General features: G+C 62.8%; 19 protein-coding genes and 3 pseudogenes. 19 read left to right on the forward strand and 3 right to left on the reverse strand.

Translation table 11 applies throughout. The annotated features are described in order from the left end of the window. Positions 1-27: 27 nt before the first annotated feature. From AC5Y39_RS08955 to AC5Y39_RS08975, 5 genes and pseudogenes are all read left to right on the forward strand, one after another. Positions 28-186, forward strand: a pseudogene (locus AC5Y39_RS08955) (polysaccharide biosynthesis tyrosine autokinase); the annotation flags it as partial. Between the two features lie 456 nt (positions 187-642). Then, positions 643-1,353 (forward strand): P-loop NTPase family protein, encoded by a 711-nt coding sequence (locus AC5Y39_RS08960; RefSeq protein ID WP_500048211.1) that lies wholly within the window; start codon positions 643-645, stop codon positions 1,351-1,353. After that, positions 1,350-1,958, forward strand: coding sequence for an LbetaH domain-containing protein (locus AC5Y39_RS08965; RefSeq protein ID WP_500018074.1), 609 nt, complete (start codon positions 1,350-1,352; stop codon positions 1,956-1,958). Before AC5Y39_RS08960 ends, AC5Y39_RS08965 begins: the two co-directional genes overlap by 4 nt. Positions 1,959-1,965: 7 nt before the next feature. Further along, on the forward strand, positions 1,966-2,922 hold the full coding sequence (locus AC5Y39_RS08970; RefSeq protein WP_500018076.1) for a GDP-L-fucose synthase family protein: 957 nt from the start codon (positions 1,966-1,968) through the stop codon (positions 2,920-2,922). Then, positions 2,919-3,713 (forward strand): acyltransferase, encoded by a 795-nt coding sequence (locus AC5Y39_RS08975; protein ID WP_500048209.1) that lies wholly within the window; start codon positions 2,919-2,921, stop codon positions 3,711-3,713. The genes AC5Y39_RS08970 and AC5Y39_RS08975 overlap by 4 nt, the downstream gene beginning before the upstream one ends. On the opposite strand, the gene AC5Y39_RS08980 is transcribed toward AC5Y39_RS08975, so the two are convergent. Beyond that, positions 3,654-4,574, reverse strand: a complete 921-nt coding sequence (locus tag AC5Y39_RS08980) for a cellulase family glycosylhydrolase (protein WP_500018080.1) — start codon at positions 4,572-4,574, stop codon at positions 3,654-3,656. The genes AC5Y39_RS08975 and AC5Y39_RS08980 overlap by 60 nt on opposite strands. Before the next feature lie 527 nt (positions 4,575-5,101). Here AC5Y39_RS08980 and AC5Y39_RS08985 point away from each other — a divergent pair. The 5 genes and pseudogenes from AC5Y39_RS08985 to AC5Y39_RS09005 all read left to right on the forward strand — a co-directional run bounded on the left by AC5Y39_RS08985 (position 5,102) and on the right by AC5Y39_RS09005 (position 10,271). Next, positions 5,102-6,304 (forward strand): hypothetical protein, encoded by a 1,203-nt coding sequence (locus tag AC5Y39_RS08985; protein ID WP_500018082.1) that lies wholly within the window; start codon positions 5,102-5,104, stop codon positions 6,302-6,304. Next, positions 6,294-7,220 carry a glycosyltransferase gene (locus AC5Y39_RS08990; RefSeq protein ID WP_500018084.1) on the forward strand — a complete coding sequence of 309 codons (927 nt, stop codon included), beginning with the start codon at positions 6,294-6,296 and terminating at the stop codon, positions 7,218-7,220. The genes AC5Y39_RS08985 and AC5Y39_RS08990 overlap by 11 nt, the downstream gene beginning before the upstream one ends. After that, positions 7,217-7,963: pseudogene (locus AC5Y39_RS08995) on the forward strand (glycosyltransferase family 2 protein); the annotation flags it as partial. The gene AC5Y39_RS08990 and the pseudogene AC5Y39_RS08995, both read left to right, overlap by 4 nt. A 189-nt stretch (positions 7,964-8,152) precedes the next feature. Further along, a pseudogene (locus AC5Y39_RS09000) lies at positions 8,153-8,812 on the forward strand (polysaccharide deacetylase family protein); the annotation flags it as partial. A 103-nt stretch (positions 8,813-8,915) separates the two neighbouring features. Next, a complete protein-coding gene (locus AC5Y39_RS09005; RefSeq protein ID WP_500018086.1) occupies positions 8,916-10,271 on the forward strand; it encodes a lipopolysaccharide biosynthesis protein in 1,356 nt (451 codons plus the stop codon). A gap of 108 nt (positions 10,272-10,379) precedes the next feature. Here AC5Y39_RS09005 and AC5Y39_RS09010 read toward each other — a convergent pair whose 3' ends face one another. Together AC5Y39_RS09010 and AC5Y39_RS09015 are read right to left on the reverse strand one after the other, a co-directional pair. Beyond that, entirely contained in the window at positions 10,380-11,453 is a 1,074-nt protein-coding gene (locus AC5Y39_RS09010) for a GNAT family N-acetyltransferase (protein WP_500018088.1), read from the reverse strand. Between the two features lie 75 nt (positions 11,454-11,528). Then, complete coding sequence (locus AC5Y39_RS09015; protein WP_500018090.1) at positions 11,529-12,380, reverse strand: hypothetical protein; 852 nt, start codon at positions 12,378-12,380, stop codon at positions 11,529-11,531. A gap of 1,467 nt (positions 12,381-13,847) precedes the next feature. Between AC5Y39_RS09015 and AC5Y39_RS09020 the strand changes: the two genes are divergently transcribed. Genes AC5Y39_RS09020 through AC5Y39_RS09060 form a run of 9 tightly spaced genes read left to right on the forward strand, consistent with a single transcriptional unit; the run spans position 13,848 to position 22,475 of the window. Next, positions 13,848-14,654, forward strand: coding sequence for a glycosyltransferase family 2 protein (locus AC5Y39_RS09020; RefSeq protein WP_500018092.1), 807 nt, complete (start codon positions 13,848-13,850; stop codon positions 14,652-14,654). A 13-nt stretch (positions 14,655-14,667) separates the two neighbouring features. Further along, positions 14,668-15,216 carry a hypothetical protein gene (locus tag AC5Y39_RS09025; protein ID WP_500018094.1) on the forward strand — a complete coding sequence of 183 codons (549 nt, stop codon included), beginning with the start codon at positions 14,668-14,670 and terminating at the stop codon, positions 15,214-15,216. A gap of 9 nt (positions 15,217-15,225) precedes the next feature. Next, positions 15,226-15,951: a polysaccharide deacetylase family protein gene (locus AC5Y39_RS09030; protein ID WP_500018096.1), complete on the forward strand. Its 726-nt coding sequence runs from the start codon at positions 15,226-15,228 to the stop codon at positions 15,949-15,951. Beyond that, positions 15,948-17,078 (forward strand): glycosyltransferase family 4 protein, encoded by a 1,131-nt coding sequence (locus tag AC5Y39_RS09035; protein WP_500018098.1) that lies wholly within the window; start codon positions 15,948-15,950, stop codon positions 17,076-17,078. The genes AC5Y39_RS09030 and AC5Y39_RS09035 overlap by 4 nt, the downstream gene beginning before the upstream one ends. Further along, a complete protein-coding gene (locus tag AC5Y39_RS09040) occupies positions 17,075-19,456 on the forward strand; it encodes a DUF2206 domain-containing protein (RefSeq protein ID WP_500018100.1) in 2,382 nt (793 codons plus the stop codon). The genes AC5Y39_RS09035 and AC5Y39_RS09040 overlap by 4 nt, the downstream gene beginning before the upstream one ends. Beyond that, entirely contained in the window at positions 19,453-19,731 is a 279-nt protein-coding gene (locus AC5Y39_RS09045; RefSeq protein WP_500018102.1) for a hypothetical protein, read from the forward strand. The genes AC5Y39_RS09040 and AC5Y39_RS09045 overlap by 4 nt, the downstream gene beginning before the upstream one ends. After that, positions 19,724-19,987, forward strand: coding sequence for a hypothetical protein (locus AC5Y39_RS09050; protein ID WP_500018412.1), 264 nt, complete (start codon positions 19,724-19,726; stop codon positions 19,985-19,987). Before AC5Y39_RS09045 ends, AC5Y39_RS09050 begins: the two co-directional genes overlap by 8 nt. After that, positions 19,984-21,294, forward strand: coding sequence for a lipopolysaccharide biosynthesis protein (locus AC5Y39_RS09055; protein WP_500018392.1), 1,311 nt, complete (start codon positions 19,984-19,986; stop codon positions 21,292-21,294). Before AC5Y39_RS09050 ends, AC5Y39_RS09055 begins: the two co-directional genes overlap by 4 nt. A gap of 17 nt (positions 21,295-21,311) precedes the next feature. Then, positions 21,312-22,475 carry a glycosyltransferase family 4 protein gene (locus tag AC5Y39_RS09060; RefSeq protein ID WP_500018104.1) on the forward strand — a complete coding sequence of 388 codons (1,164 nt, stop codon included), beginning with the start codon at positions 21,312-21,314 and terminating at the stop codon, positions 22,473-22,475. The last annotated feature ends 17 nt before the right edge of the window (positions 22,476-22,492 follow it).

The raw sequence follows: 22,492 nt of genomic DNA on the forward strand, positions 1-22,492 counted from the left end.
CGCGGAATACGACGCAGGTGGTGGATCGTGGCGATCGCGGCCGTCGCCGGCATTGTCGTGGGATACCTGGCAAGTAGCTTCGCCACTCGCGAGTACACCGCTACGACAAGACTTTTCGTTGCCGCGACGGGCGGAAACAGTTCGTCTGAAGCATATTCCGGCAGCCAGTTCTCCGAGCAGCGCGCGGAGTCGTACGCCCAGATGATCACGAGTGAGCAGATAACCCAGCGCGTGGTCGACAACCTCAAGCTGCCGATGTCGGCGAAAGCGCTTTCTTCGGAGGTGACCGCCGCCATCGTGCCTCGAACGGTGCTGCTCGATGTGTCGGTGACTGATCAGTCCCCCGAACGCGCGGCGGCCATCGCGAATTCGCTTGCAGATGCGTTCATTCAATACGCCGGACCGCTGGAGACACCGGCTGGGCAGAGCACGCCTCGGTCGACGATAACGGTGGTGAGCCGGGCTCAGGTACCGATGTCACAGAGTTCCCCGAACGTCGCCTTGAACGCCGTATACGGATGCATCGGCGGCACGCTGCTCGGGCTGGCGGCCCTTGCTTTGATACCGGTATTCAACAGGCGAATCGACTCCGTCGAGGAACTCGGCCAACTCACAGGTGCGCGTGCTGTCGGTCCGATAACAATGCCCGATCACACCATCGACGCGTCGAAGGGACGATTCGACGCGTGGCGCCCTGCCGACGCAGAAGAGCTCCGACGCCTCCGCGTGTACGTGGACGCTCACGAACCATCACCGCAGGTCGTTCTGGTAGCGGCGGCTTCCGCCGGCTACGCGGCCGCCACTCTGGGGACGGGTCTGGCGGCAGCCTTTTCCGAAACGGGACGGAGCACCGCGCTCATCGTGGCGGATGCGACGTTAGACGCCGGACGATTCGGCCTACAGGACAAGGCGGTCGGGCTCGCCGAACTGCTCGACGAGAAATCCTCGTTCGAGGACGTTTTCCACAGCACCGCGCGCCCCAATTTGGCTCTGGTGCCTCCTGGCACGACGCCGGGCCTCGAGTCTTCGCTGTCGTCCGCCGCGATGAGCACATTCGTCGACGATGTCCGCAAGGAATACGACCGCGTTGTCATCGTGACGGCATGCGTCAATGACAGCAGCGCTGCCGCGGTCCTGTCAGCGATCGTCGACGCTGATCTTCTGGTGGTTGACAAGTCCAAGACGCAACGCGGGGAGGTTGTGAAGGCAATGAGCGAGCTGAAGGCAGCCCGGGCCCCTCTTCTGGCCGTTGTGCTCGCCACCTCGAGCAGCAATGAGCTGCCGTTGGTCGATAAGGCGTTCAAACCGTCCAGTACTCGGCCGCGGCACCAGGCAGACAAGGATCACGAATGAACAACACAGAGCAAGCCAACGTAGCTCGGTTCCCGGGGGCCAATGCACCGCCGGGCGAACGGTTTTCGCTCGCCGGCTTCACCGGTCGAGGTTATGACCGCGGCCGCAGCCTGCCTATTCAGATCCTGTGGCTGGCGTCGCGCGGCTTGCTGATGAAGTGGTGGTGTCCCAACGCGGTCCGGATCCTGACGTTGCGGCTCTTCGGCGCGAAAATCGGTTCAGGCGTGCTCATTCGCCACGAGGTCAAGATTCACTGGCCCTGGAAGCTCGAGATCGGATGCAACTCGTGGATCGGCGAGGAGGCATGGATTCTCAACCTCGAACGAGTGAAAATCGGATCCAACACCTGCATATCCCAAGGCGCGCTTGTCTGTTCCGGCAGCCATGACCGGCGAAGTCCTACCTTCGAATTCGACAACGCCCCCGTCAGCATCGGTGATTCGGTATGGGTTGCGGCGCGTGCGACCGTGCTACGAGGCGTCCGCATCGGAGATGGCGCCACGATCGGAGCAACAGCCCTTGTCACCGGTGACGTTGCGCCAGGTACCACCATCCTTCCGGCTGAACCACAGATTCAGCGCCATAAAGACCCCCGACAACTGTGAGGCTCTCGTGCACACTGAATCCCGCATCTACGTCGCCGGCCACCGCGGCATGGTCGGCTCCGCGATCACCCGTCGGCTCCTCGACGAGGGTTACAGCAACATACTCACTCGCTCCCACAAGGAACTTCCGCTAGACGACGCGGCAGCGGTGGAGGAGTTCTTCGCTTCGGAGAGGCCGGAGTACGTCGTACTTGCCGCCGCGAAAGTGGGCGGCATCATCGCCAACGCCACCCAAGGGGCCGACTTCATTCGGGACAACCTCAAGATCCAGACGAATGTCATCGACGCCGCCCACCGCTATGGCGTCGAGAAGTTCATGTTTCTGGGCTCGAGCTGCATCTATCCCAAGCACGCGAAGCAACCGATGGTGGAAGAAGCCCTTCTCACCGGTCCTTTGGAGGAAACCAACCGGCCCTACGCGGTCGCAAAGATCGCCGGCATAACGATGTGCGAAGCGTATGCCAAACAGTACGGTTTCAACGCGTTCGCGGCGATGCCCCCGAACGTGTATGGAATCGGTGACAACTTCCATCCGGAGCATTCTCATGTGGTCGCAGGTCTGATGCGCCGATTCCACGAGGCGAAGCTGTCCGGACAGCCGACGGTCGTGGTATGGGGAACCGGTTCACCGCTGCGAGAGTTGATCGACGCCGACGACCTCGCTGATGCCTGCGTGTTCTTGCTGCGCCACTATGACGCCGGGGGGGTCATCAATGTCGGCTCCGCACAGGAAATTTCGATCCGCGACCTTGCTCTGCTGATGAAATCGGTCGTCGGATACGACGGTGAGGTGGAGTTCGACTCGACCCGACCGGACGGTACTCCTCGCAAGCTCATGGACAGTAGCAAACTACGGGCACTCGGTTGGCGACCCACGGTCACGATCGAGGCGGGGCTGAAGAAGATGTACGGGTGGTTCCTCGAGTCACTGGCCGACGAGTGCGGGGGAGGGACCAATCCGTGAAAAAGAAGATCGAACTGCTGGTTTGGCTTCTGCCGAGCAGTCCGCTGAAGAACAAGCTGTTGAGGATGTTCGGTCACGCTGTTGCGTCGTCTGCCCGCATCGGTCCCGTCGTGGCGTTGAACGTCGGGTGTGCCGTCATCGGCGAGAGCGCTAACATCGCCGCGCTGAACATCTTTCGGTCTCTTCGGCTTCTGAAGATGGGCGACGGCGCCACGATAGGATCTCTCAACACGATATCTGCGCACCCGGCATACCAAGCGTTGCACCCGGATGTCGGAAGCTTGGTCATGGGTGACGGTGCGATCATCACCAGCCGACACAATGTGGACTGTTCCGGAGTAGTCCGGATCGGCGAGATGTCCGCGATCGCCGGTCAGCGAACGACAATTCTGAGCCACGAGATCGACATACTGCGCAACGTGCAGACGGCCGGGCAGGTCACGATCGGGGAGCGCTCCGTCGTCTCGACCAACTGCGTGGTGCTGAAAGGTGCCATCCTGCCGCCCTACTCGCTGCTGACCGCGAACTCGACCCTGGCCAGAGCGAGGAAAATCGATCCAGCCCCGGGCATTTACGGGGGCTCTCCTGCCGAATTCATCAGGTCGAATCCGTTGGAAGGCGGCAGTTGGTTCGAGCGTGAGCAGAGCGCCACGACCAAACTCAGAATCGAACTCCCGCGTCGGCGCCCGAACTCGAACGGAAACGGCCGAGCCGTGGTCGTCCGTGCGGCATCACCTCACACCGAGAAGGGCCTGGACGGCGGCGAGCGCCGGCTTGGCGCTGAAATCTGAGCGGAGAAGACCATAGTTGTATTCCACGTTGCGGCTGCCTGTTTCGACGTCACGGAAGTCGAACAGGAATATCGGGCCGCCATTGGGCAGAGACCGCATGTACTTGATGCCGTCTGTCAAGATCTCGGCCTGACGCTGTTGCGTCACGCCGACCTGCTGACCGGAAAGATCCGGCGCGACGGCGCCCGGAGCCGCCGTCGATGCACCGAATTCCGTGAACCAGATCTGCTTTCTGCTCTGGCCGTGGCTGGCCAGAAGCTCAGTGACTTCCTTGATCGCGCGATTCGAGTTCGACGAATTCTCCGGCCCTTCGACGCTCAGGAGATCCGGGGAACTGTACGGGTGCATGGCCACTGCATCGAAGAACTCACCCGCGCCATGCTCGTACAAACCCCTGATGAAGGTGGCCGGCGCCATCTCCGTCGGATCGTCGACGGCCGGGGATGTCCCGCCGGTGATCACGACAGCCCCGGGATCGGCAGACTTGATGGCTGCGTAGGAGTCCTTGAGCATCGACGAGTACAAGGCGAGATCGGGAGCCGGCGCGAAGCTGTCGTCGATATTCGGTTCGTTCCAGATTTCCCAGTGGTGAACGACGTTCGAGTAGCGCTGGGCAACTTGGGCGATGAAATCGCGCCAAGCCTGCGCGTCGGCAGGTCTCGGATGGATCAGGGCCCGGTTTTCAGGCGCGACCGCCCAAGACGGCGCGTAGGTCACCAGGCCAAGGATCATCAAGCCTCGGTCAGCCGCCTCCATGACAAGCGCATCGGTATCGCGCCAGTCGAATTGGCCTGGAGACCGTTCGATGTCGCCCCATTGGATGTAGACGCGGACCGCCCGGAAGCCGGCGGCTTTGATCAAGTCGTACTGGCGGCTTCGCGACGCGGGGTCGATGTTCGGTTCGTTGAGCGTGACAGCGTTGACTCCGACGATGCTCGGTGGCGCAGCGGGTGCCGGGGGAGGCGGGTTTGTCACGGTCGCAGGCGTGGGCGGAGCGGCTTTCTGACATCCGACGAGCGCGACGAGCAACGTCATGGAGACCATCACGACGAATCGTCGGGAGATTGCGAGACCTTCGCCCCTCACGTGAGTCAACGTTCGCCTTCCGTTGGGGTCATCAGCCCGAGCACCGGAGCCACAGGTGGTCTTGAAAAAGAGCATGCCCGCAACATGGTCGTGCCGCAATGGAGTGCGCGATGCGGGATGTTTCGTCGAACGCGCCCCCGAGTGATATCGGGGTTCCTGCGATGACTGACTTGGTCATTCACCGCGCTGCACTGGCTGGTGACCGCGCCGCAGCCCTACCCATTCCGCGCCTCGGTAGCTCGCCATCGCGCGGCTCGTTCGAGAGCCGGCGGACCACCGCGCGACGGGCGCTCACCGTAGTGGTGCTGATCGCATTGGGTGCGACGTCGGCGATCCAGATCCAAGGGTTCACCCTGACGATGCTCGCCCCGGTCTGTCTTCTCCTGGCGCCGGCATTGCTTCTGACGCGACCGGCGCTTGGGCAGTGGCTTCCTCTGACCCTCGCGATAATCGGGTTTGCCGCCTTTTGCATCTCGGCACAGATCAACCACTTGAGTCTGGTTGATCAACGAGTGCAACAGTGGGGGGCATTCGCCATCTACTATGCGGGCTTTCTGGTGCTGGCCGGAAGAGACCTGCTCCGCATCTTCTCGATCTTTTGCGGCATCGCCATCGGCACCGTGGTCTACAGCATCCTGCCCGGCACGGCGGCGGCGTCCTCCTACGGATCTTTCAGCGACATCTGGAAATACGGCTGGGGACAGTGGATCGTCATCATCTTGTTGTTCGGTTTGACTGTTGTCAGAGTCGGGCTTCCGCTGCAGGCCGTAGTACTGGTGTTGATCGGGGCCTACAGCCTGGCCGAGGACTACCGGTCACTGGCGACGAATTGCGTTCTTGCCGCGGTCGTCGTGGTGGTGGGCTGGGCTGGTGCCGAGAGGATCCCGCGATGGCTGCAGCTCACACTTGTGGCGGGGTCGGCAGCTGCGGTGTTCGCTCTCTTACCGAAACTGGCGACGAGCGGGCTCTTAGGCAGTGCGATTCAGCGCAAGACGGAAAGCCAGTTAGCTCAGGGCGTTCCGCTGATCCTTGCTGGACGGACGGAGTCGCCGCTGTCGATCTCGGCGATCATGGATCGCCCCTGGTTCGGCTGGGCCAGCGCGAACAACATCAGCGCGGAGGTGTTCGACCATGCCAAGAGTCTCGCGATCACCCTTGGCTTCGACCCAACTGTCCGCTTGGAGAGCACCTGGTACCTGCCGAACGGTGACGTATCGCTTCACTCGGTGTTGCTCGGCGCCTGGGCAGAGGGTGGACTGTTTGCCGCGCTTCTGCCCGTGGGACTGGCGGTAGCGGCGCTTGCGATGATCTGCAACGCGTCCCGATACGGACGCTGGGCTGCGCTGGTGGTCGTCGTGTCGGTACAGGCGGTTTGGGATCTGTTGTTCTCGCCGTGGTCCTACGGTGCTCTGGCCGCCTTCGCTGTTCTCGCGGTTGCGTTCTCGGCGAGGCACTTGCCCATGAAAGACGAGTGCGGTGTGAAGGGAGATGTTCGTGACTACTGAGGCGGCCGTAAGCGTCGTCATTCCGACCATCGGCAGAGCGAGTCTGCGCGAGGCTGTCGAATCCGCATTGAATCAGGCAGTGGCGCCCGCCGAGGTCATCGTGGTCGTGGACTCGGATTGTGAACCGGACTTGCCGGATTCCGACGCCATCCGCGTGTTGCGGACTTCGGGAGGAGTTGGACCCGGCCGTGCCAGGCAGCTGGGAATCGACTCGGCCAAGGGCGACATCATCGCGCTGCTCGACGACGACGACCGTTGGCGGAAGGACAAACTCGAAAAACAGCTCGCGGCGGCACCACGGGAGGGACGGTGGATCGTTTCTTGTCGTTATGTGCGGCGCGCTGATGGGCAGAAGCCGTTGACCATTCCCAGCAGGCTGGTCGAGCCACACGAACGAGTCATTCCCTACCTGATGAAACTGCGCTCACTGCGAAGAGCGCGCCCCTCGTTAGCGGTGCCGACGCTGATGTTCCCGAAAACCGTTGCGGAGGCGGTTCCGCTCTCGGTGTCGGCCGGCTCGATTCATGACGATCCCATGTGGCTGATGAATGTGCAGCGCGCACTGCCCGACCTTCCGATTGTTCAGCTTCCTGATTGCCTCGTCGAGGTCAATGTGACGGCTGGGTCGACGTCGCGGCCGGGAGTGGACCGCAGCAAAGACTACATCGATTGGGGCGTCAAAGAACTCGGCGACGAGTCTAAGAGGGTGCGGGGTGATTACTTCCTGTACAGCCCCGTTATTTCGGCCGTCGAAGCAGGCTCCCTCCGTAGCGTTCTTTGCGCTGTGGCCGCGGGTGTGCGATGGGGAAGGCCGGGAATCTGGGCGTGGATCTACGCCTCGGCAGCCGCGTTGAGGATCGGGTTGCGGAAGGTGAAAGTCCGGTGGAGCAAAGGTTTGAGGGAGCAGAGCCAGTGACGTTGACTCCGACCGTCTCGGTGATCACGATCACCTTGAACGACCTCGATGGGCTGAAGCGAACGGTGGACAGTGTGCGTGCCCAGCGTTACCCCGGAACCATCGAACACATTGTGATCGACGGTGGATCGGGTGACGACGTCAGCGACTACCTGTCTCGAAGTGAGCCCGGGTTCGCATACTGGCAGTCTGAGCCCGACGCCGGCAGATACGACGCGATGAACCAGGGTATCGCCCATGCATCCGGAGATCTGTTGTGGTTCATGCATTCTGGTGATCGCTTCTCTGATCCGGACGCAGTGGCTCACGTTGTGCAGACGGTCGTGCACCTTGGCCCCGTAGGGGACTTGTGGGGCTATGGCATAGAACATGAGATCGGACCGGATGGCACCAGCGTCGGCTTCCAGGCCCCCATGCCTTTCGACATGCGCAAGTTCCTGACGTTACGCGGGACCATTCCGCATCAAGCGTCGTTCTTCGGCGCCTCGCTGGTGAGGAAGTTGGGTGGCTATGACGTTGGTTTCCCGATCGCGGCCGATCAATTGTTCATGCTGCGCGCCGCCTTAGTGCGCGAGCCCATCACGATCGAGCGCGTGGTAGCGGATTTCGACACCACCGGAGCTGGGTCGTCGCGTCCGGTCAACGAGGCCTTCGATGACATGCGCCGGATCTGGGACTCGTTGGGCTGCTACCCATTCCAGGGACGGCGGACGTCGCTCGCATACCTACGCTGTTGGGAATACGCGGTTCAGGCCAAGCTCGCCGCTTCTCGCGCGGTGGCGACTCTGAATGCGGGACCTGCTGCGGCCGAGGGAGTTTCGATGAAAGAGCCGTTGGCCCAAAAGCGTGGCGTGCGACGTTTCGCCCATGGGGCCGTCGATGCGCTCGTTGGTGCGCGCTGGGGATCGATCAGGAATGTGCGGACTGATCAGCCACTGGTAGCGTTGACCTTCGATGATGGCCCCGACATCGAGTGGACCCCTCGAATACTGGACATACTCGCCGAACATCGCATGCACGCAACGTTTTTCATGCTGGTGGAAAGCGCACGCCGCCTGCCCGAACTGGTGCATCGAGTGGTCGCGGAAGGGCATGAAGTCGGCCTGCACGGGTTCGACCATCAAACGCTGGCCGGCCGCTCGCGCGGATCGACCCGGCGCCTGCTCGAGGCGGCGGCCGCCGAACTGTCGACGATTTCAGGCGCACCGGTCAAGTACTTTCGCCCGCCTTTCGGAGCGCAGACCGTGGGTTCCTTCCTAGGCGAGCGCGATGCCGGCCTGGAAACCGTCATGTGGGACGTGGACAGTTTCGACTGGAGCGGACTGGGGGAGTCGGCGGTGATGTCGGGGGTGGTCGCTCAGGCCGAGCCGGGGAGCATCATCTTGCTGCACGACACCCTTGCCGACCACCCCGAGCGTGTCTTCGACCGCGCCAGCGCAGTGCGGATGATTGTCGACGGCCTGCAGCAGCGTTCATTGCACAGCACCACGATCTCCGGGCTGACGGCATCAGGCGAGGTACGGCGGGCAGCCTTCTACTCCCTGTCGATGCGTTCAATGAATCCGTTGATGTCTTTGTCGAAGGATCGGTAGACGCGATCGTGACAACGTTCGTGTACCGCGATAGCGGCAGCAGGCGCTCGGTGGGGTCGGATGGGGAATCCCTGCGGGCCCGGTCAGGCCGGTGTGTGCAAGCATGACTGCCACCGAAACCGTCCACTACGACGCATCGCTCAAGCCCGTCGAGCGCAGGGCCATTGTGCTCGGGACCGGTTTCCGCGTGGTCGGAACGCCGTTGATCGCCCTGGTGGGACTGACGAATACAGCAATAATCGTCCGCCAGACCGGCGAGGCAGTGTTCGGCGTGGTGTCGCTGATCACGACGCTTTCCTTGCTCATCCCGTTCGCGGACTTGGGAATCGGTGCTGTGGTGACCAGTGCCTGCTCCCGGCCGGGGCGGCTCACCGAAGACCGCGCAGCTGTGGCTACCGTGCAGCGTGGTTTGCGCAGGCTGATTGTTGTTGCGGGCGTGCTGATCTCGGCCAGCCTTGTAGTGATGGCGACAGATTCGTGGCGTCTGCTGATCGGTACGACCACGGGGCCGGCCGACCGCATTGCGATCACCGTCGCGGCGTGCCTGATCGCCCTGGGCATTCCGGCCGGTATCGGTATCCGGATCATCATCGGTTTGAATATGAATCCGCTTGCGGTGGTGCTGACCATGACCAACGCCGTATTCACGTTGCTGATCACTCTCGTGCTGAAAAGCATTGGTGTGGACGGGATTTGGTATGCGGTATCCGGTGCTGGTGGCGTGCTGGCCGGAAACTGCGTTGCCACTCTGTTGGCGCTACGAATGAGCGGTATCGGGTGGTCAGCGTTCGCAAGACCCGGCGTGGAAGAGGCGAAGAGCAAACTGTTACAGGGCTCGCTGTGGATGTTCGTGTTGAGCATAGGTCTTCCGATGGGCCTTCAATCGCACCGGTTGATCCTCTCGCACGTGTCCACTCCTGGGGAGCTCTCCCGCTACGCTCTGATGGCTCAGATTTTCGCGGTCGTGTGGATGGTCTTCGATACGGCCGGAATGGCGCTGTGGCCGGTATTCGTCAAACGCCGATCGAACCTTGCTGCCTCCACCCAGTTGTGGCTGAAGGCTGTGGCCGCGTTCGGGGTATTGTCCGCCTTGGCCGGCCTCGGCATCGTGGCGTTGGGGCCGTGGGCTACATCGGTGCTTTCAGACGGCAAGGTGGGCGCGACGCGGGCACTGGCAATTGCGTTCGCCGTGCTGCTGTTTCTTGAATGCATCCACTTACCAGGCGGCATCATGCTGACGATGCCGCGAGAGGCCCGATGGCAATCGTTCTGTATCACGGTCATGGGTGTGACGACCGTGCTGCTGGGCGTCTGGTGGGGCGGAAAATGGGGTGGTACCGGCGTCATAGCCGCTGCCGCTGTTGCCATGTTGGCGGCGCAAGTCATCCCGGACTTCATTTGGATTCCGCGACTGCTCAGGCGTCGAACGCAGGACTGCGTGGGCGAAAGTACCCCTTGACAACCGTGCTCACCTGATCAGGGCCGAGCCGGGTCCCGCGGAAGCCGAGTCGAATGCCAAACGCAGACAAGCGTTTTCAGGTGAGTGGGCGCGGACGCTACTGTTTCGCTATCGTCGGGCTTCACGTGCCGACAGAGCGCGGTACCCGGCCGCCCGCATCGCACTCAGCTTCGGTTTGAGCGGCGAATTCTTCAGTCTCGCGATTGCGGCGCGACGGGCGGCGATCCGCGCGGCGCGCAGTGTCCGGCGCAGCGGGTCGGGCGTCACCTCGCCCTGGCACACTGAAATCGAGCCCGTCATCGCTCGGCGCTTGTAGTCCTCCACGCCTGGGCCTAAGTCGATGCGGGTCACGCCCATCTGTGGGGCAGCAGCGATCAGCTCGCGCAACATGATCCACCCAGGCGCCAACTCGGCGTGCGCCCGATCGAACACGGGGAACCACCAGTGAACGACGGCACCGGCGCGCAGCCCGAAGTGCGCGGCGAGCAACGTTTCGCCCGCGTACACCGCCGACAGCATGCCGGAGAAACCGTCGACGCTCGTGTTGGCCAAATGGTGCACCAGCTCTCGGCGACGAGGCATCGCAAAGAAGTCGTACGCGCCCGTTGCAGCATACTGACGGCGTTTGATGTCGATCAGCCAGTCCAAAAGAGCTGGGTCGCGCGCATCCCACACTAGGCGCAGGTCGCCGAGCTGACGTGTCGCCTTATTGGTCATCCGGCGCACTCGCGACAGCTTGTCCCGGCCCGCCTTGTCGATACGGGTCAGATAGCCGTCGAGGCCGTCTGCGGCATCGATGAAGGGCGACTCCTCGCGGCCGTCGACCCATGGCGCGAACTCTGTGCGGTCCTCTGAGATGTGGTCGAACCGTAAGGCGCGTAGCCCAGTGGCGCGTACGAGGTCGAGGGGATCGATCGTTACGCCAGGAGCCGCTACCGGCCCATGGAAATCCGCACCGGGCCAGCCGGCCGGCCGCGCCAGCCCCTTTCTTATCTGTAACGGGAACCAGACCTGGTTGTCGGCGGTCGCCACTTGGACATCGCCGAATATCGCGTGCACCGCGCTGGCAAAGGCTGGATGGAAGTACGGGCTGTCGAGCGCCGGGTTGGCATTGCGAACGCGACACCACAAAGCCAGCTGTTCCGCATCAAGCGCGTCGAAGTCGATCAGGCTCCACGACACCCCCGTAAACCTACACCGCAAACCCGAAACGTTGCTGTTTTCAGCGCCAGAGCTGCCGATAGCTCCGACGCTTTGTCACCACGACTGCACGGCGGTAGGGCGGGACGACGCACCCCATCTTTGGATCTCAACGCGCTTGTCGGTGTCGGCATTGCCGTAGAACTGCTCGGCCGTGACATACGGGGCGGTCAAATCGCTGATTTGAGAATCGGCGAATGGGCCGTAGACCTTACCCGTCGGGCCCAACACCCAGGCTTTGCCCAAATCCTTACGGACGTAGACGGCCACATGCTGCGGTTCCGTTGTGAAAGTCCGTCCGTAGGGGACATTTGCGATAACCGTCAACACATCATGTCGCCAAACCCCGTACTCGAAGTGGTCATTCGAGAAGGTGACGTGCGCTGGACTGTCCGGCACGGGAGTGCTGCCCAGGTAACCCGACGGCAGTGGGCTCGCGTACATACACAGCGCGAGGAGGCCGCTGTCGGTGGTGCCGGTGGGGCCGAAATTCCAGTCGGCCTCAATGTAGGTGGCACTGTCGTCCAAGCGTGCAGTCGTGTAACCGGCACCGATCCCTGCACGCTTGTAGGTGATGATCGACTTACCATTGAAAATGGTTGGAAGAGCGGCGATATCATCGGGACTGTAGGTGAGAATGGCCGTTTGCCCCGAGTCGAATCTGGACGGGTGTTTGCCGTTTGGAACGGTGCTGTAATCCTGGTGAAGTTCGAGCTCCGGCGTCGTCGATGCACATTCGCAGAGCATGCCGATCAGGATCGCTGCGCATGCAATGCCCAGCAGTGTCTTCCATAACCCGACCAGAGTTTCTGGCTTCTGTCGCGGACCGAATTCGCGGCGGTTATGGCGACGCCCACGCAGCAGATGGGAAGTACCGCGATTCCAATAGGCTGGCCGTGATATCGCCATTCGCCTTCTTCCATTGGACTGCAATGCTTCCGGATCAGGACCACCATCGGGAATCCGCTAGCGAGATCTGATTGCCGACCGTTCCCGGCTCAGATATTGAGCTGTGGTTTCAACGATATCCGGCGTTGCGGCGCTGGCCGACTCTTTCGCCGTCGCCGGCATTTGGTGCCTGACGAGCGACTGAATATCGAGGCGATCTTGATTCTCGTCTTACCCCGTACCCGGTGGCGCGTCTCGTGCGGTGGCGGCGGAGTCCATGCGGCCGACTCCGAAGATCGCGAAGGCCGGCAGCCCCGGTGCTAGCGCAATACCATTGTCGCGCAGCAGTTTTCGGCACAACAGCGTAGTGTCAGTGTGTGCGAATACCGTTGAGCACCTTGCGAAGCCTCGGCATCACCGACTGTCCAACATCGTGCGCCCCGCGCGCGGAACTGATCGGGTTGTCCCGCCTACCCGGGTGCGGTTCACGATCAGATCGCTGCGGATCGCACGCGGAAGGCCAAGCGTGGCTGGGCGGGCTTGTTGGCGATGGTCGTGAGGTGATGGTTCGCCCTTCCGGAACCCATCAGGTCGGACAGCAAACTAACGTTTGATTGCCAGTTCGAATGGGGCAAGTCGAAGGCGGAGGCCATGAGCAATGGCTTGTGACCGTCGTCACATAGCCAACTGCGTTCAGCGTCATGGGGACGCCAGTAGCGGTGCCCGACTAGTGGCAGCTTCTGTCATAAACCGGATTGTTGCAAATTCAAGCTTTAATTGCCCGGGGAGATAATTTGTCCCCCGTTTGCTACGAGTGGGCATGGTTTTCCCCCGATATCCGGCAGTATGCATACCTTCTTGATGAGTTCCGGTTGGCATGATTGCGGATGGTCTGCTTAACTTATGCACGGTCGTTGCCACGGGGGTAACAACCACCGCTGGCAAATCGCCCACGATTTGCGGCAGGCGGTGCAGCTAAATGTCGGGCCTTGAAGTTGATTGCCAATGAGGAGTGCGGTGATACCGGTTCGTGTGGTGTGCCGTCGCCGCATCGCGGATCAGCTTTGCCCTACTCGGCTCGCCGGCCAGATTGGACTGCCGATGCGTGAGCACTCATGGGCAGCTAGCGACACACCCCGGCGGATCGATGAAGACTTCCTGTGCACCTCGCGAGGACCGTATGGAGCGCCTATGGGCTAGGACCTGCAGATTCACCGCTCTTGGCGGGGATGGGGACAGCGACCAAACCGACCCCATCCCCTGCCCTCCCAGCAAAGGAAGGCTCTTTCATGCTACAAAATCGCGCTGCAAGTTTCGTCACACTTCCGTTTTCTCAGGATGGCTCGTGCGATCGCCGCGGCGGTAGGCGGGTCGCCTCGTCGCATCTCCATAGAAAGCCATCGAAATGATGGCAGTAGGTGCCGCGGCTGACTGCTCTGCAGACATGAGGCGGCCGGCTGGGCAAGTGGCCGGGCTGGAGCGTGACCAGTGACCGCCCTGTCGATCGTGATGCCGGTTTACAACGAGTCGGCGACGGTCGTGCGCGCCGTCAATCGCGTTCTGGCGGTCGATTATCCATGCCCGATGGAGCTCATCGTGGTTGACGACGGCAGCACCGACGCAACCGCGGAACTGTTGCGGCCCTTCGGCGATGTGGGGGTGATCACCGTTTGCCACCCGCACAATCTCGGCAAGGGTGCCGCGGTGCGTAGCGGTGTCCAGCGGGCTTCGGGGTCACATGTCATCATCCTCGACGCCGATCTCGAATACTCACCGTCAGACATCCCGGCCCTTCTCGGTCCGGTCCTCAGCGGAGTCGCCGACCACGTATTCGGGACCCGGATCTTCGGCATGAACACCAGGTTTCCGTCCTACCGGTTCGCAGTCGGCGGCCGGTTCACCACATTCGTGGCGAACCTGCTGTTCGACTCGTGCATCACCGACATGCACACCTGCCTGAAACTGATTCCTACTCAGCACTTCCGAGCGTTGACATTGTCCCAGCGGGGCTTCGGCTTGGACACCGAACTGACGGCGAAGATCCTGCGTGCCGGCGTGCGGCCCTACGAGGTGCCGGTCACCTACAACGGCCGGACCTTCGAGGAAGGCAAGAAGATCACCTGGCGTGACGGCCTGCAATGCCTGTCGATCCTTCTCGCCACCCGGCTGCGCAGGGCGGACAAACTGCCGGCAGTGGTCGATGAGACGGGGGGCGTCGTCGTTTCCCTGGCGGCGACCACGGCCCCGCGGCTCGGGTCGCACGTCGAGGCGCGGCCGATCAGGGCTGCCACGTGAACGCTGAATGAGCATGGTTGTCGATGACGGCGTCGAGGTGAAACCGTCGGTGACACACGGCCATTCGCCTCAACGTCGTCTCCGCAGTCGATTCGCGTTACGGCGTTATGGGCTGGTGTTGGCGATACTGGCCGCGTTACTGCTCGCTGGCGGCGTGGCGGCTGGCTACTCCAGCGAGGCGCGACATCAGCTCGCGTTGTCGTTCACCAAGCAGCCGACACCGTTTGCAGAACTGTACTTTGCGCCGAACCCGCTGACGTTGGTACCCGCAGAACGTCCGACGGCCGAGGGTGAAGACCTCGACACCGGGCAGGCAGTGATGAATGTGTCGTTCACGGCCGCCAACCATGACGGCCGGTCGGACAACTTCCCGTATGAGGTGATCGTCTTCGATTCCGCGAAAACGGTGTTGGGGCGTGCTGAGGGGACGCTGACCGTCGCCAACGGCACAGCGCAAACCACCACGGCCGCGGTCGATCTGGTCGAGGCGGAACGGTGGTCGGCTGTCGAAGTGCGCCTCAGCGGACGCGACATACGCATTCGAATGATGCGAGCGGAATGAGAGGGACGGATGTCCGCTAGAAGCCACGGTGTCGTCGTCACGACGAGTTGGGATGACGGCCACGTCTGTGATCATCGACTGGCCGACTTGCTCGAGCGCTATGGGTTGCGCGGAACCTTCTACGTCGCGCCGCGAAACGTCGAGCTGCCCCACCAACAGCGATTGCGCGACAGCGAGGTCGCCGCATTGGCACGTGGATTCGAAATCGGTGGCCACACACTGACGCATCGCCGGTTGACCGGCCTGCCCGATGACGTCGCCTGGGACGAGATCGTCGACGGCAAGGACGCTGTGGAGCAGGCGACCGGTATCCGGTTACGGTCCTTCTGCTATCCCGGCGGGCAGTACGCTGCCCGGCATATCGGGATGGTGCAGAATGCCGGATTCGTGTTGGCGCGCACAGTACGTCGTGGAGTCACACGGATCTCGTCGCCGTATGAAACGCATACGACGGTGCACGCGTACCGCCACCTCGTAGACGGGCCGATCGCCGTGCGCCTCGCCGCCGGGAATCTTCGTAAGGCGCGACGGATGTACTGGAACTGGGATGAATTGGCAATGGCGATGTTCGACCGCGTCCTGGATACGGGAGGTGTGTTCCATCTGTGGGGACATAGCTGGGAGATCGACGACAACGGCGACTGGGGGCGGCTCGAGCGGCTGCTCCGCTACGTCGGCGGTAGGTCAGACGTGGCGTATGTCGACAACGGCGACCTGGTCGCCGCGGGCGCATGATCGACGAAATCCAGCGGCGGCACGTCGTCGTTCAGGTCACCAGCTACTACCCGCCGCACCTCGGTGGTGTGGAGAACGTCGCGCAGACGCTGGCAGAGCACCTCGCTGAGCGTCACGAGGTGCATGTGATGACCACGACCTGCGGCTCCGCCACGGCGCCCATTAGGGAGAACACCTCGGGTGTCCGTGTGCGCCGGTTCGGCGCGTTCTCGGTTGCGCACACGCCGATTTCGCTGGGCCTGGCGCTCAGGTTGCTCACGATCAGCCGGCGCTCGATCCTGCATGTGCACACCGCACAGGCGTTCGTTCCCGAAGTCGTTCTCCTGGTGTCGTTTCTGCGGCGGCGGCCCTACATCGCCCACTTCCACCTCGACGTCGATCCCTCCGGTCCATTTGGCGTCCTCCTCGGTGCCTATAAGCGGTGGGTGCTCGGGCCGTTTCTGCGACGCGCGGCGGCCGTCGTGGCGTTGTCGGCCGAGCAGGCCCGGTTCATCGAATCCCACCACCGCGTGCAACCGGGGCGAATCACTGTAATTCCCAACGGCGTTCATCCTCGCTTCTATCAGGCGTGCGATCGGCCCGCTGCACAGCCGGTGGGAGCACGCACATTGCGTCTGCTGTTCGTGGGTCGGCTCGATGCGCAGAAGAACGTGCTGCGGCTGGTCACCGCGATGGCCCACGTGAAGTCGAACGTCGAGCTGGCGATCGTCGGCGACGGCGAACTTCGCGATGAGATCAGCCGTCTTATCGACCATCTCGGGCTGACCGGCGTCACGTTGGCTGGCGCAGCGCGCGGCAACGAACTCGTGCAGTGGTACCGCTGGGCGCAGGTCTTCGTCATCTCGTCGGACAAGGAGGGCATGCCGCTCGTCCTGTTGGAAGCAATGGCTGCCGGTTTGGCAATCGTCGCGGCCGACGCCCCAGGAACTCGGGAGATCGTCGACGGTGTCGGCCTGCTGGTCCGACCGGACCCGGAGTCGCTGGCTGCCGCCATCGACAAGTTGGCCGACGACCCCGCACTTCTTGCCGAGCTGTCGGCCCGCAGCGCCAACCGCGGACTGAACTTCGAATGGCGCAACAGCGTTTCGGCGCTGGAACGCCTGTACGATTCCGTGGCGGCGACATGACTGCTGCCACAGCCGCGTCGCAGCCGGCGACGACCGATGGTGCGCGCGACCTGATTCCCGTCATCGCTGCGTCGGCTTGCGCCGGCGTTGTTCTGCTGGATGCCGGCCCGTTTTTGTTGCGCTTGGCGGCGGGCGTGGTCATGTTGTTCGTGATCCCGGTGCTGCTCGTGCACGCGAAGGTCAACTGGCCGTCGACCACCAGGGCGCACGAGTCGCTGCTGTACTCGCTCGCGTTGGTGTTGCTCGCGATGATGGTGGGTGGCCTCGTCGTGGATTTCGTCCTGCCGCTGGTGGGGGTGGCGCGACCGCTGGACCGCGTCCCAGTGGTCCTCTCAGTGTTGGGCGCCCTTGTGGCACTGAGCGTTTGGCGGCCAGCGCGTTGGCGCTGGCGCAGCGATCTGGTCATCCGCTCCCGGGCAGCGGGGGCGGTCGGCACGCGCGATCAGCTGCTGCTGGCCGCTGGTGTCGTTCTCGTCGTCGGGGCCGTTGCGGGGCCGATCCGGCTCAACAACGGGGCCAGTGGAGCTGTCACCACCGCGACGCTGGTGATCGGGGCGGCCGTCATCGTAATGGTGTTCACATGGCGATCCGTCCTGCGCGAGTCGACCATTGTCGCGACGCTGTACATGCTGTCGTTGGCGCTGCTGCTGATGACATCATTGCGCGGCTGGTTCGTGACGGGCCACGACATTCAGCGGGAGTTCAGGCTGTTCGAACTGACCACCAGCCAAGGTATCTGGGGTACAGACGCGTTCCACTCGGCGTACAACGCCTGCCTGAGCATCACGATTCTGCCCACCATCATCCAGCGGGCGACCGGCATCCCCGACCTTTTCGTGTTCAAAATCGTCTTCCAGTCGCTCTATGCGCTGTGCCCGGTGCTCATCTACCTCATTGCCCGGCGGTTCGCGTCGCGGGCGGTCGCGGTGCTCGCGGCGGTTTACTTCGTCGCGTATCCCACCTACTTCGGCGACATGCCGTTCCTGAACCGACAGGAGGTGGCGTTCTTCTTCCTCGGCGCCGCTGTTCTGCTCATGACGGATCGCGCGGTGCCTGTCCGATTACGGCGAATCGGGTTCGTCACATTGGGTGTCGGTGTCGTCCTGTCGCACTATTCGACGACGTATGTGCTGCTGGCTGTGCTCGCGTTGTGTTGGGCCTCAACGCGTCTCGCGCCGGCCGTCCGCCGGTTGATGCGAAAGCGGCGGGGCAGGCACCACGCGTCACGGCAACGCCGCGCGCTACAAAGTCCCAGCCCGCCTGTTCTTACATGGTCGATTCTGCTCGTGCTCGGGGCGCTCACCTTCGTTTGGGCCGGTCCGATCACTGGTGCGGGCGGCCAGGTGGAGCAGACCTTCCGCTCGACGCTGACGTCGCTGACCGGGGGAGCGGACGAAGGACAACGGTCGTCCGATGCCTCCTACGCCATCGTCGGCGGGGAGAAACTCAGCGCCGAGAAGCGGCTGCGGGACTTCAGGAACCAGGCGATCCAAACCACTGCAGCCGACCGCATGGCGGGTGCGAGTTACCCGCTGTCCGAACTCGATCGGTACCCCACGCCGGTGGTGGCAGCCGAACAACTGCCGACGACCGCCCTCGGCAAGGCCATCGACGCTGCCGGCGCGAGTCCGTCGGCCGTCAACGGAACGCTGCGCCGTGTCGCACCGATCTGGATGCAGCTGTGCATTGCGGTGGGCTTTCTCGCGGTGCTGCGCGGACGTGCGGGCGTCTTTCGGCCGAGTCTTGAATTCGTTTGCGGCGCAATGGCGTGCATCGCCGCTATGGCGATGCTGGTGCTCCTGCCGCAGCTGTCGGTCGATTACGGGCTCCTTCGTGCCTTCGGCCAGGGATTGTTCTGGCTGGCGCCGTTCCTCGCGGTCGGGAGTATCCAGGCGTTTCACTGGCTGGGCCGGCGACGGGCGCGCAATGTCGCGCTGGCCGTGGCGGTGACGCTCTACCTTTCGCTGACGGGCGTGATCCCGCAGCTGTTGGGTGGGTATCCGCCCCAGCTCCACCTGAACAACGCCGGCGAATACTACGACAACTGCTATCTGCATGAACAAGAGGACACCGCGATCACGTGGCTACGAACGCGGATCTCGGCCGAGAAGGCCCCCGACGTGCAAGCCCACATGTATTGCTACGTCTACGCTTTCACACCGCGTCAGCGATACGCCGAGCCCAGCGACGGCGATGACATCTTCCCGGTGTTCGTCCGCAAGGACGCCTACGCCTTCCTCGGGTCCACCACCGTACTCAAGGGTGACGTTGCGCTGTCGTACGCCGGCGACACCGTGACGTACAAGTACCCGGTCGAGTTCCTCGACGAGAACAAGAGCCTGATCTATAGCAATAACGGCGCGAGGATTTACCGATGACCAGCGATGATCAAGCAGCACAGGGCAAATGGAAGCGGGTGATCTGGCCAGCGTCAGCGTGGGCCGGGATCGACACCGTGGTCGTGTTCGGCGTGCTGGGCTGGATCTACGGCGCGTTGGTCGCCGTGTTCAACCCTGACATTCTCGCCGAGCCGATTGTGTGGTGGCTGCCCATTCGCCGGGACACCCTGGCCACAGTCTGCTTCGGCATGTCAGCTGCCGCATACCTTCTGCGTCAGATCGGCGAACGCCGCAGGAGGCGCGGTGATGGCTGACATGTGCCGGCGCAGTCAAGGCTTCAGCGTCGCAATCCTTCGCACCGTGTTCGTCTACTCGACATTGCCGCTGCTCTATCTCATGGCGAACTCGATTGCGCATCGGGAAACGATGACCATGCCGCTGACTCATTTCGCGGACGCGCCGACGGAGGGGCTCGTCCTCGCCGTCTCACTGGTGTGTTCCATCGTGTCGTTCTTCGTGCTGCGGGTGATCGCACACGCCGGTGCCGAGAAGAAAGGGGGTGGCTTGTGATAACCCGCAACACGCTTCACGAGCGCGCCGGTCGAGGGGCCCACTCCGACAGACTGATTCGGAATTCGTCCTTTTTGATGGCCGCCATGGGCACCATGGCCATTCTGGGTTTCGGCTTCTCGGTCCTCGCCGCTCGGATGTTCACACCGGAGCAGGTCGGCGCCGGAATGTCGTTGGTGTCGGCAACATCGCTGATTGCCTATCTGAGCCTGTTTGGGCTGAACGTGACGATCGTGCGGTTCTACGCGAACTCGAGCAACCGCAACGCCCAAGTCACCCGCAGCCTCCTTGCGGTCGGCGGCTTCGGATTCCTGTTCTCCGCCGTGTACGTGATATTCGTGCCGATCTATGCGCCTGAACTGTCGTTCGTTCGCGACAATCCGCTGTATGCCGTCGGTTTCCTGATCGCCGGAACGGCATCCGGACTCAACCTGCTGACCGACTTCGTCTTCATCGCGGCGCGCAAGTCCGAGTACAACTTGCTCATTGACGGGTTCTTGCAGGGCGTCACCAAGCTTGTGGTTCCAGCGGCCTTGATCGGATTGGGCGCCTACGGCATCTTCGCGTCCGTCGGTGCCGGATATGTCATCGCGCTTGGAGCGAGCATCTTGTGCATGTACCGAATTTTGGGTCTGCGTATAGACTTTCGGCGCGCCGCCGAGCTCAGCCGTCATCAGCTGAGCTATTCGATATCGGGCTACCTGTCCAGCGTCGCGACTATCGGGCCCATCATGGTTTTGCCTTTGATCGTTCTGCACGCCCGCGGCGAGGCGGACGCCGGCTACTTCTTCTTGACGTTTCAGATCGCCAATGCCGTCTACTCTGTCGCATACGCGGTCGGCGAGGCATTCTTCGCCGAAGGATCGTTCGACGAGTCGCGGCTGGGAGCTCTGCTCAAGCGGTCGACGCTGATGCTCGTGGCGCTGTTGGTTCCCGCCGTTGTCGTCTTGGTCATCGGCAGCCACTGGATCCTCTCTCTGTTCGGTCCCAATTACGCCGACAACGCCGATAATCTGTTGCGGATACTTGCGATTGGCGCTTTGGCCGTCGCCCTCAACACCTGGACCGCCTCGGTGCTCAAATTACTGGGACTGATGAAAAGTCTGGTCATATCCAGCGCGGCGTTTGCCTTCACCACGATCGGCCTTGCCCAGTTGTGGAGTGACCGGGGACTGGAGTGGCTGGGCTGGGCGTGGCTGATCGGCAACCTGGTCACTGGACTGTATGCGGTGGTGGCGATCGTTGTCCATCAACGAAATTCGGCTGGTGCCGAGCCCGCACCGCTGATGTCGGAGGCGATGCGATGAGCGTTCAGGTTGGCGCTGTGAACACTGACGGTAGGACGGCCCTTCTGGTTTCACCGTACTTCCCGCCCGATATCGGCGGAGTCGAGCAGTACGTCGAAAACCTCGCCAGACTACTTCACCACCGGCACGGGTGGCGCGTCGTCGTCGTCGCCACCGAACCCGAACGAGGGCCGGCACCCAGGTTCACCGACACCGAGTACGCCCGGGTGTACCGCATCCCCTTCAAGGTGCGGATCTCGAACACCCCGGTCGGCCTGCGCTGGTTGCGGTTCCTGCGCGAAATCATCGAACGTGAGCGGATCACCATCGTCAACGCACACGCGCCGGTGCCGCTGCTGGCCGACGTCGCCGCTCGCGCAGCCGGTGACCTGCCGTTCGTCTTGACTTATCACACCGGGCCGATGCGAAATGGGCGGCTTCTCTACGATTTGACGTGCCGGACCTACGAACGTGTGGTGCTCACCAGGACCGCGCGGCGTGCCGATCAGGTCATCTGCTCGTCTGATTACGTCGTCGACAGCTATCCCGGGTTGTTCTCGGGCAAGGCGACGACGATACCGCCGGGCGTCGACGTCGACGTCTTCCACGAGGGCGGCGCAACGCCCGAGCCGGACCGGGTTCTGTTCGTCGGCTCTCTCGGAAAGGCGGCTCATTACAAGGGATTGCCCGACCTGATAGCCGCGATGTCGGCTCTGCGCGAGCAGCGACCCGGTGTCCGGCTCGAGGTGGTCGGTGACGGCGACGCGATGGCCGATCACGTCGCTTTGTGCCGGCGACTTGGCGTCAGCGACATCGTCTCGTTCTCCGGCCGACGGGACCGGCATCAGCTGGCTGACGCGTACCGGCGGGCCAGCGTGGTGTCACTTCCCACACATTACGACAGCTTCCCGACCGTTCTTGTCGAGGCCATGGCGACGGCGCGGCCGGTGGTGTCCACGCCGGTCGGCGGCGTCCCCACGCTCGTTACGGACGGTGTCGAAGGCGTCTTACATGCGCCCGGCGATGTGCGTGGCCTCGCGGCGGCGCTGGCCGACTTGCTGGCAAACCCGGCGCGTGCCGCCGATATGGGCCGCCGGGGTGCAAGAAAGGTCCGATCCGAACTCTCCTGGGCCACCCAGTCCGACCGGACCTGCGCAGTCTTCGACAGAGCTCTCGGTGTACCGGCTTGTTATGCGGGCTGACTCGAAGGGAAGCAGAT

The sequence above is a fragment of the Mycobacterium sp. NGS39 genome (assembly GCF_059812765.1).